Origin of the sequence: Streptococcus sp. HMSC065H07 (genome assembly GCF_001837325.1) — a bacterium.
Classification (GTDB): domain Bacteria; phylum Bacillota; class Bacilli; order Lactobacillales; family Streptococcaceae; genus Streptococcus; species Streptococcus salivarius_H.
This window is the reverse complement of sequence record NZ_KV832038.1, coordinates 377,127-395,123: the sequence shown is the minus strand read 5'-3', so window position 1 is coordinate 395,123 and position 17,997 is coordinate 377,127. Positions and strand designations below refer to the sequence as shown.

At 40.6% G+C, this 17,997-nt stretch carries 14 protein-coding genes and 1 pseudogene; 3 read left to right on the top strand and 12 right to left on the bottom strand.

Annotation, left to right across the window (positions count from 1 at the left end; translation table 11 throughout):
• From HMPREF2637_RS08080 to HMPREF2637_RS08030, 11 genes and pseudogenes are all read right to left on the bottom strand, one after another.
• On the bottom strand, positions 1–2,086 hold a 2,086-nt coding region (locus HMPREF2637_RS08080), incomplete at its 3' end, for a YSIRK-type signal peptide-containing protein (RefSeq protein ID WP_371106636.1).
• A 505-nt stretch (positions 2,087–2,591) separates the two neighbouring features.
• On the bottom strand, positions 2,592–3,491 hold the full coding sequence (locus HMPREF2637_RS08075) for an Rpn family recombination-promoting nuclease/putative transposase (RefSeq protein ID WP_064523419.1): 900 nt from the start codon (positions 3,489–3,491) through the stop codon (positions 2,592–2,594).
• A 78-nt stretch (positions 3,492–3,569) separates the two neighbouring features.
• On the bottom strand, positions 3,570–5,171 hold the full coding sequence (locus HMPREF2637_RS08070) for a type I restriction-modification system subunit M (RefSeq protein ID WP_064523417.1): 1,602 nt from the start codon (positions 5,169–5,171) through the stop codon (positions 3,570–3,572).
• 21 nt (positions 5,172–5,192) lie between these two features.
• A complete protein-coding gene (locus tag HMPREF2637_RS08065; protein WP_002890617.1) occupies positions 5,193–5,486 on the bottom strand; it encodes a helix-turn-helix domain-containing protein in 294 nt (97 codons plus the stop codon).
• Positions 5,476–5,841 carry a type II toxin-antitoxin system RelE/ParE family toxin gene (locus HMPREF2637_RS08060; RefSeq protein ID WP_064523414.1) on the bottom strand — a complete coding sequence of 122 codons (366 nt, stop codon included), beginning with the start codon at positions 5,839–5,841 and terminating at the stop codon, positions 5,476–5,478. The genes HMPREF2637_RS08065 and HMPREF2637_RS08060 overlap by 11 nt, the downstream gene beginning before the upstream one ends.
• 262 nt (positions 5,842–6,103) lie before the next feature.
• Positions 6,104–6,979: pseudogene (locus tag HMPREF2637_RS08055) on the bottom strand (HAD family hydrolase); the annotation flags it as partial.
• A gap of 16 nt (positions 6,980–6,995) precedes the next feature.
• The gene (locus HMPREF2637_RS08050) at positions 6,996–8,210 is read right to left on the bottom strand and encodes a restriction endonuclease subunit S (protein WP_064525576.1); all 1,215 of its coding nucleotides are present in this window, start codon (positions 8,208–8,210) and stop codon (positions 6,996–6,998) included.
• A gap of 38 nt (positions 8,211–8,248) precedes the next feature.
• On the bottom strand, positions 8,249–9,601 hold the full coding sequence (locus HMPREF2637_RS08045) for a HEPN domain-containing protein (protein ID WP_064523409.1): 1,353 nt from the start codon (positions 9,599–9,601) through the stop codon (positions 8,249–8,251).
• Between the two features lie 12 nt (positions 9,602–9,613).
• Positions 9,614–12,604, bottom strand: coding sequence for a type I restriction endonuclease subunit R (locus tag HMPREF2637_RS08040; protein WP_070839916.1), 2,991 nt, complete (start codon positions 12,602–12,604; stop codon positions 9,614–9,616).
• Between the two features lie 119 nt (positions 12,605–12,723).
• Positions 12,724–13,488 (bottom strand): SDR family NAD(P)-dependent oxidoreductase, encoded by a 765-nt coding sequence (locus HMPREF2637_RS08035; RefSeq protein ID WP_070839909.1) that lies wholly within the window; start codon positions 13,486–13,488, stop codon positions 12,724–12,726.
• Positions 13,489–13,516: 28 nt separating this feature from the next.
• Positions 13,517–14,674, bottom strand: coding sequence for an Mbeg1-like protein (locus tag HMPREF2637_RS08030; RefSeq protein ID WP_070839905.1), 1,158 nt, complete (start codon positions 14,672–14,674; stop codon positions 13,517–13,519).
• 110 nt (positions 14,675–14,784) lie between these two features.
• On the opposite strand from HMPREF2637_RS08030, the gene HMPREF2637_RS08025 reads away from it, so the two are divergent.
• Positions 14,785–15,411, top strand: coding sequence for a Pr6Pr family membrane protein (locus tag HMPREF2637_RS08025; protein ID WP_064523400.1), 627 nt, complete (start codon positions 14,785–14,787; stop codon positions 15,409–15,411).
• Positions 15,412–15,448: 37 nt separating this feature from the next.
• Here the strand turns inward: HMPREF2637_RS08025 and HMPREF2637_RS08020 are convergent, their stop codons facing one another.
• A complete protein-coding gene (locus tag HMPREF2637_RS08020) occupies positions 15,449–16,291 on the bottom strand; it encodes a Cof-type HAD-IIB family hydrolase (protein WP_070839902.1) in 843 nt (280 codons plus the stop codon).
• 151 nt (positions 16,292–16,442) lie between these two features.
• Here HMPREF2637_RS08020 and HMPREF2637_RS08015 point away from each other — a divergent pair, with 151 nt between their 5' ends.
• Positions 16,443–16,832 (top strand): hypothetical protein, encoded by a 390-nt coding sequence (locus tag HMPREF2637_RS08015; protein WP_061652211.1) that lies wholly within the window; start codon positions 16,443–16,445, stop codon positions 16,830–16,832.
• Between the two features lie 190 nt (positions 16,833–17,022).
• Positions 17,023–17,925: a glycoside hydrolase family 25 protein gene (locus tag HMPREF2637_RS08010; protein WP_070839898.1), complete on the top strand. Its 903-nt coding sequence runs from the start codon at positions 17,023–17,025 to the stop codon at positions 17,923–17,925.
• The last annotated feature ends 72 nt before the right edge of the window (positions 17,926–17,997 follow it).

Sequence of the window (17,997 nt, the reverse complement as noted above, 5' to 3'; positions counted from 1 at the left end):
TTGATCCTGCTTCACTCTTTGGTGTTTCTGATGCTGAAGTCTCAGAGACTAGATTATTGACTGGCTTTGGCTCAGACTTTGTTGGAGAAACTGTTGAAACAGCTCCAACAATCGTCGCCTTATTGTCAATCGTATTATTTGATATACGGATTTCTCCATTACCATTGTCACCCATCTCAAAGTTTTTAGTAATCACTGGATCAGCCAAGGTATTCAATAGTTTATTATCGTAGACATCGACATTCTTGATTGTTCCACGAACTTGTTGGAAATCAATCGCACCACGATGGAGGTTATAGAGGTCATTAGTTGTCCCTGAACGTAGAATGGTATTGTCATGAATCTTAATTCCAGAATCATTGAGGTCAAAATTGTGACCTGCAAAGACTGTGTTCACACGAATACCTGCTCCAGCAAAGACGTCCTTGATGAGGTTTCCTGAGATTTCATGACCCTTACCACCAAAAATACCGATACCAGCCGCACGCCAGCCTGATTCAATGGTGTTGTTGAGGAATTTATTATTTTCCTCGGCTGCGGCATTTGTCCCATCTGAAATACTTGACCAGATAGCCAAACCATCATCACCATTCCCACGGATGTTAGAGTTTTTTACCGTTGAATTCTTGGTTCCTTGAGCAAAGTTAATACCATCAGCCAAGTTATTACGGATACGAGCGTTTTCAATAACAAGACCGTCCGTATACTTCATATTTCCCGTCTGGTCGTAGTCTCCAATCCACATACCAACTTCAAAATGCTGAACCCAGATGTCATGAATTTTCGAATCCTTGCCAAGTGTTCCCGAAATAGCCTTGTACTGTGCATCCTCGTTATAACGAGAGGTCAAGTTGGAATCCATATAAAGATTGCTCAACTCAATACCATTACTATTATGACCGAAGACAATTCCACCACCATAGCGTTTATCACTTGTAAAGTGCAGTTGTGTATGCCAAACACCAGCACCTGAAATTTTTAGATTATCAGCTTCGATATTAACTTGTTTGTCGAAATTGAAACGTCCCTCTGGAATATAGACAGATTTTCCGCTAGCTTTAGCTTCCTCAACAGCCGCAAGTAGGGCAGCTGTGTCATCACTATCATCATTGGCAGATGCACCCTTATCCACAATACTGATGCTATTTTCACCTTGGGCAACTGGCGCTGGAGCCTGTTCTAGCTCAATAAAATCAATACCATAAGGGACATTGTCATCTTTCTTCTTAACCAAAGAAATCTTATCACCAGATTTCAATTGGATGTCCTTGAGGAGAAGACGTGTCTCATCAAAACGGAAGCGTGCACTTGATCCATCAACGACTTGATCATATTCGTGGTCACCTTTAAGGTACTGCCATGCTGAGTGAGATGACAAATCAAGATTACCAACGCTTGAACCATTAACCTGCACATCCAACTGACCTGATGCACCATCAGGTATTGTATAACGCACATTCAAAGCATTGGCTGGCTCGGTGACATTGAAAGTAACTGCTGCATCTTTTTTAGGAAGCTCGACATAAGTTTGGTTCGTCGCTTCCACGGCCGTAGATTCCATGTCAGTTGACTGTTGGATTGTAGCTCCATTTTCGATAGTCGCATTTTCTGCTTCATGAGTCGTGTAAGGCATTTTGGCACCGTAGGCATCTGTGTTATACTCCTTGCCTTGTCCTTGACCCTCAGTCGCATTGGTTAAGACATTTGCTGACGTTCCTTGATTTTGAGAGGTGCCTGTCTCAATCACTTGATCGATGGTCGGAGTCTGCTCAGCTGCTTGAACAGTCCTTACCTGAGGTTGAGACGGCATAATATTGGCAGGCTGAGAAGCTTGCACACTCTCTGATGCTAGCTCTGAAGTCGCCAACTGAGCTGTTGAAACCGCTTGAGGGGCCTGCGCTTGATTTGAAGCATCAGTCAAGTCACTAATCGATTGTGCCTCGTCAGCCTGAACTGCTTGCCCATTGGCAAGGGCCATGAAGCCAATCAAAGCCGATGCTGCCCCAATGGAATATTTTCGGATGCTGTACTTTGGTTTTGTTTTACTTTCTCTAAACAAGTTAATTCTCCCGATACTTTTTTTCACAATCTCTCCATTTTAGTTTTAAGCTATTCTCGAACTAAAAACAGAGACTCTTAAATATTTGATGTACTTAATGATGCTGTTGTTTCTTTAATCCAAAACAAACCAAAACAAATTATAAGTCATGAGAACACAAAATAAAAGGCTAAGTAATCCATTTTAACAAGGCCTTAACAAAAATGTCATATTAGAAAGTTCAGTTATTCATTTCTAAATTATAGTCTAAAAATGTCGCACAAAAAGGTAATTTCTTTCACGTGTAAGAAAGAGAAAACTCTAAACTTCCATAAAGGCTTATTTAGCAAGATTTATCGGCTAAAACAATCAAATTGTATTAAATCTGTTTTCTCAGATTTATGTCAAACGTTTGACAGTCTTTTTTAATTTTACGATTCAAAGTATTATTTTCCGAATGTTTAAGTATTACAAATGTTAAATACCCAAAAATAAAAAAAGAGACAAAAACTGCCTCTGACTTTTCAAATAAATGTTTATTCCTAACTGATTCTTACGATAACAATGTCTCTAATTCTTCAACCGATAAACCAGTCACATCCGATACTACTTCTAACGACAGACCTTTTGACAGCATCTTGCGAATCAGTTCTAATTGTCCCTCATGACGGCCTCGTTCTAACCCTTGCTCCAAGCCTTCTTCATGCGCTTCATCAATAGCTGTTTCCATAGTCATGTCATAATTTTCTTGAATTCGTATGCGTTCATCAATCATCGCCTTTTCCTCCTGTGTCCAGCTGGATGAATCCAGTAATGAATCGGCATGCGTGACCGCTTGACTAGGTTCCTTAGAAAATGGGAGATTTCCAAAAAACTCTAGCCACTGCCGCCCTTCATCCGTAATATGCTTACCTTTATTATACTTATCCAACTCTAAAAAGGCAATCTGAAGAAGGTTTTGCCGTTTCCCATCCTTGTAGTAAGAATTTAACGGATTGCCCGTCCGACTATTGGCCATCCAATAAGTATTAATCGGGGACTCCTCATCTGGCAACAAGGTCTTCTCCAAGATAGCTATGCCATAGACTGGCTCCATCTGCTCATACATCTTATGCGTCTGTCCTTGTTGACGTAATTGTTGCACATTTTCCACCAGCTGATTAGCCAAATAATAATGAAAACGATTGAGAAAATAATGCTGCTTACGCACCTGAATCTCAATGATAACCTCAGTTCCATCATTCAACTTGGCTCGAACATCCACCGACGTTGAAAAGAGCTCATCCTCATCAAAGTCCTTTTTATGAAGCTGCGTCCCCTCCAAAATCTGAGCATCCACAACATCCAAATCCAAAATATCTCGAATGAAAGCCACCGTCACCTCAGGCAGACTGAAAATCTTCTTAGCCATGATATCCAAGGTCGGTGAGACATGCTTGTGTCTTTTTTCCATGTACCTCTCCTTAAGAAAAAATAGAGGATTGGCCCCTCTACTACTATCTATTCGGAAAAAGTAAATGAAAGCTTGCAACTACCCCTTAAATGCTTTCACAAAAGCCTTGAGTTCTTCGTCTGCTTCTGGAGTAGTTCCATGAAGCTGGCCAAGCATATCAAGAAGGGATGCTGTCTGACTTTCGATCGTCGCATTGGTCTGATTAATCTTAGCCACAATCTCGGTCAAAGGCTCCACTTCTTCTTCCTCAAAGGTATCCACATAGCGAGGAATATTAAGGTTGTAGTCATTTTCCACAATCTCTTCAAAGCTAGCCAGATGGGCGAACTTGTCCATATCCTCACGGCTCTTATAGGTATTGAGAATCTTTTCAATATGGGCATCTGTCATGATGTTCTGATTTTTCCCCTTATCAAACTCCTTAGAGGCATCGATAAAGTAAACATCACGATTGGTGCGGTTCTTTTTGAGAATGATAACTGTCGTCGGAATACTGGTGTTAAAGAAAATATTAGCAGGCAGACCGATAACCGTATCAATGGCACCTTCTTCCAACAAAGCCTTACGAATGGTCCCTTCAGCATTACCACGGAAGAGCACCCCGTGAGGTAAGACGATGGCCATGACACCATTGTCTTGCTTCAAGTGATAGTAACCATGCAAGAGGAAGGCAAAATCAGCCTTAGACTTAGGTGCTAGTTTCCCAAATGGTGAGAATCGGGGGTCATCCATGAAACCTGAGCTAGCAGACCACTTGGCTGAATAGGGTGGGTTCATGAGAACACCGTCAAAGTTAGTCGGCTCTTGGGTTGGCCAATCCTCATCCAAGGTATCTGCGTTGTGTAAAAACTGGTTTTCAATCGGTACACCATGCAGAATCATGTTCATACGTGCCAGGTTATAAGTTGAAGTGTTCAACTCTTGACCAAAGTAAACCACTGTCTGTGGTTGACGTGAATAGCGTTTGGCATTAAGCAAGAGCGAGCCTGACCCCATAGTCGCATCGTAGAGGGTAAAACCTTGCTTGTCCTCACGACCTAAAAAGGCAATCTGAGTCATGAGCTTGGCAACAGGTTGCGGTGTATAGAATTCACCAGCTTTTTTACCCGAATCCGTCGCAAACTGACCAATCAAGTACTCGTAAGCATCCCCCAACATATCACCAGCATGACCTGCCACATCTAGGACTGCCAACTCTTTCATCACAGCCGCAACCGTCTGGTTTTGCTTTTGAGGAGTCGCTCCGAGTTTCTTAGAGTAGAGGTCGATGTCTTCAAAAAGGTTTTCATAAAGCTCGTCACTCTGCTCAATATCACGGAAACCCTGAGCCAAGTCCTCTAGCTGAAAACTTCCATCATTCACTCGCTCTACCAAGGCCGTAAAGGTCAAGTCAGGATGAATGGCATAGCTCATCTCATCAGTGATGACTGCCAAGAGGTCTTCGTGAGTCTCCTCATCCTCATAGTATTTACAATAGACTGCCAGTGCCTCTTCCAAGCTTTCTGTCTCCTCCTCCATGGTCTCTGCCACGAAAAAGAGCATCTTGTCCGACAAATACTTGTAAAAGACCATGCCCAAGAGATAGGACTTGTAGTCATTGGCATCCATCTTAGAGCGGAGCACATCTGCTGAGTTCCACAGGGCTTGATAAAGCGACTGGGACGTTTGTGTTGTTTCCATAGTAATTCTTTCTGATTTCTTTTAGAGCTTTTCTTGTTCCAGTGGGACGACAGCAAGGGTCTTGCCCAGACTGGCTAAGACTTTCAAGACCGTGTCCAATTGAGGACTGGTCTTTCCCGTCTCCATCCGAGCGATGACCGGTTGACTGACCCCACTGAGTTCTTCTAGTTTCTTTTGGCTAAAGCCCTTTTCATGCCGAGCCTCGATTAGCTCCGTCATAATCGCGACCCGCAGATCACTTTCCAGGATTTCTTCCTTTGTGAAGAGCTCTGCTCTCACATCTTTCCAATTGCTGCCGATGGCACTATTCTTCATCTCTTAGCCCTCTTTCCTTCAAATCTTGCAACTCCCGCTTGGCTTTCTCGATCTCTCGTCTAGGTGTCTTTTGCGTCTTTTTGACAAAAGGATGCAGTAAGACAAAGCACCCATCCAGCCAAGCCACGAATAAAATCCGATCCCGCAAGGGTCTCAACTCCCAAATCTCCTCATCCAGATGCTTGATGTAGGGTTGGCCAGCACGGGTTCCATGCTGGCTCAAAAGTTCGATGTAGTCATTGAGCTTGTTGAGTTTAATTCGGCTGTCCTTGCTATTGTTACGAGCTAGCTCCCTCATGTAGTCCAAGACCGGTTGGTTCCCATGTTTATCCTTATAAAAATAAATAGCGTGCACAAAGCAACCCCTTTTCGAATTAATTATAACTCCAAAGTTATTAAAAGTAAATACTTTTAAGTTATTAAACACTAATGAACACCCTTTGAAAGGATCAAAGGGGCTCACTTATACTATTCGAAAAAGGCTGTGCTTAGGGTTGCTGATATGGGGAATTTTTGAAGGTTAGATAAACATATCTTGTAAGAGTTTCTTTTATAACTTAGAAACTTAAAAATGATATTTGAGTCTATTTTTTCTTTCTTTTAAGCCTTCTTGTGCCTGCTTCAACCTTATCAGCATTTTTCTTAGTTTCTAATTTTTCATTAAATACTGTTTTATCAATAATTGTCTTGATTAAATTATCAAGTTCTGTTCCTTCTGAATAATCTGCTGGTACAAAATAATCAATACGACTATCACGAGTCATTTTGTGAACTTTAGTTCTGTCATTAGTTTTTGGATTGTATACACCGATAGAATAGCCCCCTCGCGTTTTAACTAATTTCATACAAGGTATATCAGTATCACTATCACCCAGATAAATCATATTTCTGAAAGGAACACGTAAATCACTCTCTGGGAAAAATTCATTGACTGCGGAGTCATTTACATCTAAAACACCTTTGGTGATTCGAAATAAAAATTGCGTCTTATTGGTGTAATTCACTACTTGAGCTGGCCAGACTGCAACCCCATTTTCATCACAATAAAAAGAAGTCGCATAAATTTTCTTAAAGGCTCCCTTTTTAGCAATAGAAGTCCCCTCTATCATTTCTTTCAAACCCGATGAAATAATATAGTGCTCAACAGTTACACCTCGTTCTTCCCCATACTTTCTGATTCGCTCAAACCAGTCTTCAACCCCATCGAATAATGCTACTTCTGAACCAAACCTAGCTAGTTCCGTTTTTGTGAATAAAACTTTTCCTGCAGATTCCGTTTTCATAGTATACATATAAGCTAGATTTTGGTCCATATCATTATTATAGGCAAAACTATTTGACTTTTTCCAAAAATCTCCAATTTCATAACCTAAATTCTGGATAAAACCTTGGGCTTGCATATCATCAGGAGACAGAGTTTTATCAAAATCATAACAAATGGCTACAACTGGTTTATCATCTTTAGTGAGACGATTAGATTTTATTTTTGACATAAGGCTATTCTCCTTTTTATATAAACATATCCTGCAAGAGTTTCTTTTTCAAATTCTCAAGCTGAGAAATTTTTTCTTGGTGAGCAACGATGAGGTTATCTAGGTTAGAGAAATAGGCACCGATGGCTTGTTGTTCTTCCATACAAGGGACTAATATCTTTTGATTTTTTACAATATCACTATTGAGATTAACTTGACTTCCTGGTTGACCGTATCGATTCCATTTTTCTCTAAACATTTCTAGCCATTGAAACATAAATTCTCTATCAAATTTTGGATTCATAAAAATTAAAAATCCATCATGTACCCCAGTTTTAACGTAGTTAACAACGGGTTTTCCAACAGTGGCAGCAATACTAAGTAATAAATGAGGCTCCGTTAAAACTCTTGTTTTTTCTTGACCTAATTTTGATATTTTTTGTTCCAAACTATAAATTCTGCCATTCTGACTTGTCACATCAGATATACGTAACCAGCCAATTTCTGAATTTGTATCAAACCATTTTGGATCTTGTATTGGTCTCGGAGAAGCACCTCGAACAATATCAGCTAGCTCCCCAATATACTTTTCTTCCCACTCGCCTTCAAACCCATCCAAACGAATCTCAGGAACGGTCTGTCCAGCTTCGGGAAACATCTTAGAGAGCATGGTCGCCTTGAGAGATTGGTAGTTAGCAAGATTGTCCTTGTAGCTAGCCAGAAGGTCGTCGAGGGTACGGAAGAGGGAGCCGATGGCGGATTGTTCAGGTAGAGAGGGGATCATCATTTTATGATTTCTAATGATATCGCTATTTAAATTTACCTGACTTCCCGGTTGTCCATATTTATTCCATTTTGGCCTAAACATATCAAACCACTGAAACATAAATTCTCTATCAAATTTAGGATTTTCAAAAATTAAGAAACCATCATGCACACCAGTCTTTACATAATTTACAACAGGTTTTCCAACAGTGGCAGCAATACTTAATAATAAATGAGGAGTATTTAAGACTCTTGTCTTTTCTTGACCAAGTTTTGAGATTTTTTGTTCCAAATATTTGATTCGTCCATTTTGTTCAGTAACATCAGAAATTCGTAACCACCCAATATCTGAATTCTCATCAAACCATTTAGGGTTTTGAATAGGCCTTGGAGAGGCCCCTCTTTTTATCTTTGCTAAATTCCCAATTAGAATCGAATTCCATTTGTTATCAAATTGAGAAAACCTAATTTTCGGTATTTGTTCCATAAATATACTTGTCCTATTAGTAATTACTATCATTTTTTCTAATATTTTTTAAAGCTATATTTCATTCCTAACTCCTGAAATAAATAATAATGTAGTAACTTTTGTAAAATTACATTCGTCTTATAAAACTCATTATAGTCGGTCATCAATCTAGGATATTTAGATTTTTTATCACCATGTGTATAATAATTTCGTGTTTGTACTATACTTTCAATAAATTGAGAAAAATTATTAAAACTTTCTAAAATCAACTTTTCAAATTCTGAATCTGAATTTTTAAATAAAAATATTAACTTACTCTTCAAAAAAGATTCTTTTTTCCTCTTCTTGGAAATGTTATTTTCGCGCTCATAATTTCTTATTTTTTCCTCATGAAAATTTCTTGCATAAACTTCTAAATTTCTTATTGTGGATAGTAAGCTATCCTCGATGTAAGGTACAGAATGTAAATTTTTTGTATATTGATTGATAATAAAATCTAATTTTTCACTCTTCGTGAACCATTGATCCATAATCTCCGCAAAATTATCGTGTAAAGCATTCAAAGTAATATCTTCATATTTGTACTTCTCCCAAATTTTACCATCTCTATTATGCTGAAAAAAATATTTACCTTTAATTAAGGGCAACCTCTTATCTTCGTTAACTAACTTAAATTGGCTTAGGAAAGCAATCTCTGTAAATGAAAGAGGAGTTCCTGTTATTAGCTCAATATAGTTTTTAATTTGACAAGCAGTTTCATGGCAATGAGTAAACGTAATTTCATCATTGTCATTTGAAATACGTATATAGTACCTACTTGATAAATTTAAATAATTATAGTCTATACTAGCAATTGCCCTATCTTCTATATAAAGATTTCTACTCGGAATAAATATTTTGGTTGTCTGATAATCTGAAACCTTAGTTTCTACAGCCAACTCACCATTTATTTTTTTCCTAGAAAATACCGATTTACCTACCCATTGTTCAATATTATCAAATGAAAAATCATAGTAAAATATTTGATCTTCAGATAAGTAATCAATAATTTCCGTAAATTTTTTATCTAGCTCTTGGTAATAGATATCATAAATTTTAAAATTTTTCACATGATATTTTGATAAGGTAAAGCCAGGACTATGATCGTTTCCATACACAAAACCATAGCAATTAATGATCAATAATTTACCATCGCTTGTATATCCATAAATGACATCAGGAGCTTTCACAGTACCAATAATTTCATCTTCCAGAGAATTCAAATTACCAAATAATTCTAGAACGATATTATCATGTTTGTATGTCAATATACCACTTAACATGTTATCAGAAAGAAAATCTTCTTTTTGATCTGAAAAAAAGCCCTTTATCTCGAATACTTTGTCTAATGAATATGTCTTAAAATTCAATTTATCCTTCCTCTACCTCCCAACTCTCAGCGGTTCAATGACCTCTTCAATGAGTTTGGTATAGGCTTCTTTGATGTGTTTTTTGTAGCTGAGCGGGTTGAGGGCATCAGCTGTTTCTGCTTTGTAATCTTTGTAGCGTTGACTCTTGGTGAGCTGGCTTTCACCAGATTGCTTCTTAGCACCTTTACGATAGTGTTGAACGTAGTAACGAAGTTCATCGAGTCCGACATACCATTCTCTGGCAAAGCGTTTGAGATGGTCGTCTATGATGGCTTCAATCATAGTGTCCAAGACACCAGTGATAGATTGTCCTTGGTAATCTTTAGGATTGGCTTGGACTTCTTTCCACAGGTTTCGGATGATTTCGGCTAGTTTAGGATTGGTGCGTTCCAGACTCTGGATATAGTTATCAACAGTTTCGATATCCTTGTCACTGAGGGCCTGTGGACTATCTTCTTCCTGCTGAATCATACTTTGAATCAGTGTCAGGATGTAAGCATAGTTAATCTCGTCGATTTGGACAGATTCCAGTTCGTAGTGGATATCAAAGAGATTATCATCACCATCGTCTTCAGCTCGGCTTTTGAGCTCTGCTAGGATATTTTGATAGATTCCTAGATAGGTTTCAAGCTTTTCATCTGATAGGCCTGTCTCTGCATAGATAGCCGCTTCATCGTATTCGCTATAGACACGGATAGATGCCAGATACTTGTCAAAGGTTTGGTAAGCCTTGGCAATGCGACGGAGTTGTGGGCTAGTGGCCTGCTCAATCGTGATGACATAGTTTTCCACATCTTCCACTTTTACTTGAAAATCTATCCAGGCTTGGATGAAGTTAGCTTTTTCTTCCTCCCAATCTGGGGCAGTGACGTCATTTTCACCTCCGTTTGAGTAGAGCTTAAGGGCATTATCCACAGCCTCTTTAAAGGCCTCTGGTCTTTGGAAGGTGATGATATGCCCATAACGCTTTTTACTGTCAAAGATGCGGTTGGTACGACTAAAGGCTTGAATCAAATCCTGTGGACGCATGGGCTTACGGTCAATGAAGAGAGTGGATAGACACGGGGCATCAAAACCTGTCAAAAGACGGTCAACGACGATGACCAAATCCAACTGCTCATTGCGAGGAATGTATTTGTCTAACTTTCTGGCTAAACGATTATTGATGTCCGTGTTAAAGCCACGTAAATCAGCCATAGTAAAATGGGTACCGAACTCCTGATTGTAGTCGTCCATGACCTGTTTCATGTGGTCTTGGTAGTCGATAGACTCTTCTTCATTTTCCGACACTGAGTAAGTGACCGTCACCTTTGGAAAGTCGGGTAGCACGCGCTTAACTCGCTCTGACACCTTGACACGTTCGTTTCCTGCCTTGATACTCTTGAGCAGATTGTAATAAGCCTGAGCTTGTGGAATGGACTTAACGGTTAAGATAGCTTCGTAGGTCTTGCCCACACCGTTTGGAAAGCCCAACTGTTGATAACTTTTGTTTAGGATAGCATCCAAGACTTCTAGCATGTGCTCTTTATCTTCATAAACAGAGTCAGGAAGGTCTTTTTCAGGAATCGGCGAAATAATGGTATTTCGATAATCCACCTTAAAGCCAAGAACAGCCCCGTCATGGATGGCTTCTTTGACCGTATACTCATGGAGGCGTTCGCCATATTGTTGGTGGGTGGTTTGTGCCAAATCGCCTAATTGCTTGCGTTTATTTTCCTTGAAAATCGGTGTGCCAGTAAAGCCATACCAGAGCGAATTGTGGAAAAAGCCTTTGATATCTTTTTGAGTCTGAGGTGTGACCGCACGGTGACACTCATCCACAACGAAAGCTACACGGAGGTCCTTGATTTTTTCCGAATCCTTTTGGTATTTACCTTCTCCAAACTTGCGCATCATGGTTGTGATTTTCTGGATAGTCGTCACAATCACTCGCTTATCATTTCCTGCCAAACGCTTAACCAAATCATGGGTATTGTCTGTTTCGTCGATATCAATGACATCATTGGCGGCGTAGGAAAGAAAGGACGACGTCGTCTGCTGGTCAAGGTCCCTACGGTCGACGACAAAGATGGTCTTTTGGATAGCTGGGATCTGCAAGAGGTTGCGAGCCACCTTGTAGGAGGTCAGGGTCTTACCAGAACCCGTGGTATGCCAGATATAGCCTGATTCCTGACGGCGAGAGGCATCCTGAACAGACTCGATGGCATGGATTTGATAAGGACGTAAGAGGATGAGGGCTTTCTTACTATCATCAATAACGGAGTACTGCATCACCATCTGATGAGCACGTGGAATAGACAGGACCTCATGAGCAAAGTCCATGAGACTGGTCATGGGTTTATTATCTTTATCCACCCAAGATGTCAAGAATTGTTTATTGAGCTTATCTTCTCGTGCAGCTGCAATATAACGTGTATCAACCTTATTAGTCACAACAAACATCTGAAGGGCGGAATAGATGCCACGTAACTTTCCTTCACGGTCATACTTTTTGATTTGATGAAAGGCATCCAAAAAGGCCACACGAGGACTCTTGAGCTCGATATGGATAAGAGGAAGTCCATTAATCATCAGGGTTGTATCTAAACGACGGTCCTGATCTTGAGGATAGGCCTTGTCACGTTCGACTTGATTGACCACTTCGTAACTGGATTTTCCAGCAGCAATATTATCACGCCAGATGACAGAAAGTCGGATAGTCCCAAGGCTAGCATCTTCACGCTGTACCTCGACTTTGGCAATACCATTTTCACCTGCCAACCACTTAGCAGCTTCATAATAGTTAATGAAGTTAAGCTGGTTCTTGATTTGGCGCTTCTCCTGTTCGGTCAAGTGATGGTCAGCTAGTAGGGCAACGTTATTTTGCGCTAACTTGTCAAAAAAGTTGTCCCATAATTGACCTTCATTTTTTAAATCTGGGCGATAGGTCCACTGGCTCTCACCAGAGGTTAATTGCTCGATTAATTGACGTTCTATCTCAAGTTCTGGAGTAACTGGTGGCATGACTTATCCTTTCAACATTGTCGTAATCCCTTACATTATAGCATTTTCACGGGTTCTTTCATAGTTTTGGGAAAATTCAAACAAAAAACACAGCTTGGTGCCATGTTTTTATCTTCTATTTACTCTCCCCTATGAATAGTAAACCCTGTAGCTTGTTGGTTTGCCATGATGGTCATGTCAGAAATCTGCACACGTCGTGGTTGTTTGGTGACGTAGAGAACAGCATCAGCAATATCTTGGGCTTGGAGGGCCTCTAAACCTTGATAAACCTTGGCTGCCTTGTCCTTATCACCGTGAAAGCGAACTTGAGAGAAGTCGGTCTCAACGATACCGGGCTGAATGGTTGTCACCTTGATATCTGTGGCAATGGTATCGATACGCAAGCCATCGCTGAAAGTTTTCACTGCGGCCTTGGTGGCTGAGTAAACGGCAGCACCTGCATAGGCATAGATGCCCGCCGTAGAGCCCATATTGATGATATGCCCCTCATTGGCAGCTACCATGCTTGGCAGAATCTGACGTGTCACCATCATCAACCCCTTGACATTGGTATCGAGCATTGTCAGCATGTCCCACTCCTCATAGTCTTGATAGGCTGTTAGGCCAAGTGCTAGACCTGCATTATTGACCAAGACATGGACTTGCCCCACGCCTTTGAGAATGGCTTGGCAAACATCCTTGACCATGGCCATATCTGTGACATCCAGGGCAAAGGTCCAAACATTTTGATTTGGATAGGTTGCTTGGAGCTCTTCTTTCAAGGCTTCTAAGCGCTCCACACGGCGACCTGTTAGGATGAGATTTTCTCCCTCTTTGGCAAAGGCACGCGCCGTTGCTTCGCCAATTCCTGATGTTGCTCCTGTAATAAGTACGTTTTTAGGCATAATATCCTCCTCTATGATTCCGCTGCCTCTAATCGTTGTTGGTTAATTCACTCAACTTCTTGATGAAATCAGGAAGTTCTAGCTTGGGCAGGTTAGATTTTTTGGTTCCTGACTTCCAGAATATCCAGAGTAACTGGTTGAAACCATCCTGCAAGACCTTCTTTTGTTGGTCCGAGAGATTGCCAAATTCTTGCAACAGTTGGCCTAGCTTAGGGAGAGTTTTAATTCCAATATCATCCAGACTTTCAATTCCAGAATCAAGAATGGTATCAAAGAATAAATCACAGACTTGCTTGAGTTCTTGATTTGGCAAGGTCTCAATCCATTCTTGGAAGGTCTCTTCTAAGCGTTGACTCAGGTCTGTGGGCTGGTCCACATAAACAAAATCATTTGTTTCCAGGTCAACCTGCCAAAGCAAGACATTGTGTTGAGCGATGCCAATGCCATCTGCTGCTACGAGCTTTGCGGGCTTGTCCCAGTAGAGCATGACTCCCACAACAGATTCTTGAGGTCTGATAACCGTCATCTTAGTTTTCAACTCTTGGTAAGAAGGCTTCTCTAAGAGGGGTTTCATCAATCCCGGAGAATCCAGAAGCAAGAGCTCTGCTATTTTCTCACGCAGGACAGTCGAACTCTGAACAGCCGAATAGAGGGCAAGATTGCCACCCTTGGAATGTCCAGAAACAGCGATATGGCCACTGAGGTTTGGCAAGTGCTTCTCCAGAAAGGCCATGGCTGAGCGATGGGCAGGAATTTCCCGACTGTAGGTCAGCTGAAAATCTTCCTTCCAACCAATGACGCTATCATCGGTACCACGAAAGACAATCTGCTGGTAGCCCAATTCAGGCAGACTGAAAATCATAGCTGCAAACTGTTTTTCGACTTCCTTGTCCAAGACACTACAGTAGTCACTTAGATTAAGTCCAGCGAAACGCTTCGACCTGACCATGGCTTCAGCCAAATCTACCCGTTCCTTAGTCACCATGAAGGTATACTCAGGATTTAGCTCTTTACCCTCGGCATAGTCATGTAAATTGATGGTTTTCTGTAAATCACTTGCTGTGAGGCATTTTTCATAAGTCAGGTAGCCAATTTCATTGATGCAAACCTTATCCAAGATATTAAGTGGCTCTTGGTCAAAAGGTATATCCTTAACTTTTTCAAGATAATCGATTAGATTGGACATAGTAATCTCCTTGAAGTCTTTCTTACTTTGATTTTACTAGAATTTTCAAAAAATTGTTAGTGAAAAATGTGATATGATAAGAGAGATTATTTATTAGGAAAAGGAAGCTTATGACTATTTCACGATTTTACCGTATTTTACTAGCTCTTTGTGGACTGGTAGGAGTCTCTATCCAAATCCATGATGATGGTTGGGGCATGTTGCTCTACTACACCGTTTTGTCCAATATCCTCGTCTTTTCTAGTTTGATTTTCTTTATCATCTATGACTTCAAAAAAGGGGATGCGACGACTAACACAAAACTCTTGCGTTACAAGGGTGGCGTAACCATGGCCATCCTCATCACTGGAGTCATCTATCACATCCTCTTGGCTCCTATTACAGAACCTGAGAAATTCTGGACCCTCCGCAATTTCTTGGTTCACTATATTGTCCCTTGGGGATTGGTGCTTGATACCCTCATTTTCGATGCTAAGAAAGCCTACCGTCTCCGTGAACCAATTTACTGGTCAGTGGTCCCTCTGTCTTACTTTGCCTTTGCCCTTCTAAATGGCTTGGTTCTAAAACTCCCAATCCCAGGTGCCAAAGATAGCCCTTTCGCCTACTTCTTTATCAATGTCAATAAATTTGGTTGGAACAAGGTCTTGGTAAATGTCCTAGTCATCAGTGCCGGGTATATCGCTGTTGGCTATCTCTTGTTCCTCTTGAAAAAATTTATCGGTCGTAAACCAGCATAAAATACAAACTGAGCCCCAAAAGGAACTCAGTTTTTTTCTATTGCAATAAACCCAATTTCTCAAAAGCCTTGTAGAGGCCATCAGCTTCAACATCGTCTGTTACAAAGTCTGCCATAGCCAAGATTTCTGGCCCACCATTTCCCATGGCAACCCCAACCTCACAGTATTCCAACATAGGGATATCAATCTTGGCATCGCCAAAAGCAATGGTCTCCGAACGCTCAGCCCCCAAATGTTCCAAAAGGACATCGATGGCATGGGCCTTGTTAATATCCTTAACACCTAGATCACCAAACAAGGCTGTTTCACCTCGCCCTCCCCAAGTATGGGCTTCAAGCTGTGGAAAAGCTTCTTTTGAATCTAGATGGTCCTGATAGGATTCTAAAACGAAACTGACCTTGTTTAGGTCATCACGGTAGAGTTCCCTACCATACTGAAGGCCATGAAGAAAATCTTCTGGTTCCTTACCAGCGACAGACTCTTCTGATTGCCCCTTTTGAATGGCATAAGTCTTAAGTGTCTCACGTGCCCGCTCCCGAAAATCAGGACTGGCAAAGAGACCATTATTGCTCTCAAGATAAAAAGCTAGATGGCGTTGGGTAAACCAATCCACAATCTTAGCCGCATCTTCCTTAGAAATCAGCTGATGCATAAGGACTTGGCCATGATGCTCTACATAAGAGCCATTACCACCAATCATCCCATCCAAGCCAATTTCCCATAATTCTGGCTGCATTTCTGCCTTGCTACGACCAGTACAAACATAGACCAGATGGCCCTTTTTACGGGCCTGACGAATAGCCTTGATTGCTGACACTGGAATGCGGTTATGATAATCCACCAAGGTCCCATCAACATCTAGAAAAATAAGTTTTGACATGATATTACCTCAAGTATTCTTTTCCCTTATTATACCCTTATATTGATTAACGGGATACTACTATCCTTGGACAAACTGATACTATCCTACGATAGTATTGTCTCTAATCCAATGCATTGCCATTTTGCATGAAAGAAGCTATGATGAAAGTATGAATGATTTAAAAACACTACTGAATCACCTGCCCTATAAATTAGCAGCCTATGATGCCCAAGGAAACTTTCTCTATGACAATGGTGGCGCTGACGGTAGTTTCTTCCCCCGTGAGTCTGAAAATCTGCCTGATTGGATTATGTCTGAAGTGCTAGCCTCTCCTACCAAAGAAAGAAGTTATCAGATTCCAACAGACAGTTTTGATCAAGTTCTCATCCAAACCTACCAAGCTGCTATAGACAAAGATGGAAATGTCTTGGGATTTTGGGAGACCATCTATGATTTGAAGCAGCCTCTCAAAACCTATCTAGATAACTCTGCTCAAGCTCTTGTAGCCTGGTCGGATGCCACTAGTGGCGCTAGTTTCAAGGAGGAAACTGACTTTTAAGCTAAATTTCTTGCTTTAATAAATGAAAAATTCACTTAATTCAAGACTAGCTCAAAACACCCTTATTCATAAAATGTGCCTAAGTCAGCACTACAAAGGCTTTTTGAACATCAGTCACTTTAATATCTCTCACAGAATTTACAAACACTCTATTTTGCATTTTTGCAGTATTTAAGGTAGAATGGGAGTAATGAGAAAAAGAATAAAACCGATCGTTGTTTACGTGGTTCTAGCTCTTTTAGGATTAGCATTAGTTATTGCAAATATTCACAATACGTCCAAACAGCAGGCGCATCTCCAAAACGTGAAATCTGCTCTTCCTTATGCTACTACACCAAAAACAACAACCAGTAGTACATCTAGCAGTTCCGACGAGGAGCTGATACTCAATCCCATTATCGACCTTTCGGGGTGGCAACTACCTCAGGATATCGATTACGATGTCTTGTCAAATCATATTTCTGGTGCTATTATCCGCGTCTTCGGTGGATCACAGATTAGTAAGGATAGCAATGCCGCTAGTTCGAATGGGGTCGACAAATCTTTTAAAACACATATCAAAGAACTCAAAAAACGTGACGTTCCAGTTGCCGTCTATTCCTACGCTCAAGGTACTTCTGTTAAAGAGATGAAGGAAGAAGCTCGTATTTTCTACAAAAATGCTTCTCCATACAAACCTACTTATTACTGGATCGACGTTGAAGAAGAAACCATGTCCAACATGGAGCAAGGTGTCCAAGCCTTTTTCGCTGAGCTCAAACGTCTAGGAGCTGAAAACGTTGGTCTCTATATTGGTGCTTATTTCATGCTTGAGCAAGAAGTTTCAACTAAAAACTTTGATGCTGTTTGGATTCCAGCCTTCGGTACCGATTCTGGTTATTATGAAGCTCTACCAAATACTGAAATCGACTATGACCTTCACCAGTATACGTCACAAGGAAGCCTGCCTGGTTTCGATAATATCCTAGATCTTAACCAAATCAATCCTGAGAAAAACAAACGTAAAACCTTTGAAAAACTCTTTGGTAAGATTAAGCAAAAACCAACTAAAAATAAGAAGACTACTTCGACAAGTTCATCTAGTAGTCAGTAAAAACCAGTGTTTAAGGCACTGGTTTTCTTCTTGTCAAATTGGCTTAGGCGTGCTCGGATGAATGTGTTATAA

Bases quoted from the DNA above. Each gene is read 5' to 3' on its own strand.
- HMPREF2637_RS08075 (WP_064523419.1), bottom strand. From the start codon at position 3,491: ATGGAAAAAAGACACAAGCATGTCTCACCGACCTTGGATATCATGGCT.
- HMPREF2637_RS08070 (WP_064523417.1), bottom strand. From the start codon at position 5,171: ATGGAAACAACACAAACGTCCCAGTCGCTTTATCAAGCCCTGTGGAAC.
- HMPREF2637_RS08065 (WP_002890617.1), bottom strand. From the start codon at position 5,486: ATGAAGAATAGTGCCATCGGCAGCAATTGGAAAGATGTGAGAGCAGAG.
- HMPREF2637_RS08050 (WP_064525576.1), bottom strand. From the start codon at position 8,210: ATGGAACAAATACCGAAAATTAGGTTTTCTCAATTTGATAACAAATGG.
- HMPREF2637_RS08040 (WP_070839916.1), bottom strand. From the start codon at position 12,604: ATGCCACCAGTTACTCCAGAACTTGAGATAGAACGTCAATTAATCGAG.
- HMPREF2637_RS08035 (WP_070839909.1), bottom strand. From the start codon at position 13,488: ATGCCTAAAAACGTACTTATTACAGGAGCAACATCAGGAATTGGCGAA.
- HMPREF2637_RS08030 (WP_070839905.1), bottom strand. From the start codon at position 14,674: ATGTCCAATCTAATCGATTATCTTGAAAAAGTTAAGGATATACCTTTT.
- HMPREF2637_RS08025 (WP_064523400.1), top strand. From the start codon at position 14,785: ATGACTATTTCACGATTTTACCGTATTTTACTAGCTCTTTGTGGACTG.
- HMPREF2637_RS08020 (WP_070839902.1), bottom strand. From the start codon at position 16,291: ATGTCAAAACTTATTTTTCTAGATGTTGATGGGACCTTGGTGGATTAT.
- HMPREF2637_RS08015 (WP_061652211.1), top strand. From the start codon at position 16,443: ATGAATGATTTAAAAACACTACTGAATCACCTGCCCTATAAATTAGCA.
- HMPREF2637_RS08010 (WP_070839898.1), top strand. From the start codon at position 17,023: ATGAGAAAAAGAATAAAACCGATCGTTGTTTACGTGGTTCTAGCTCTT.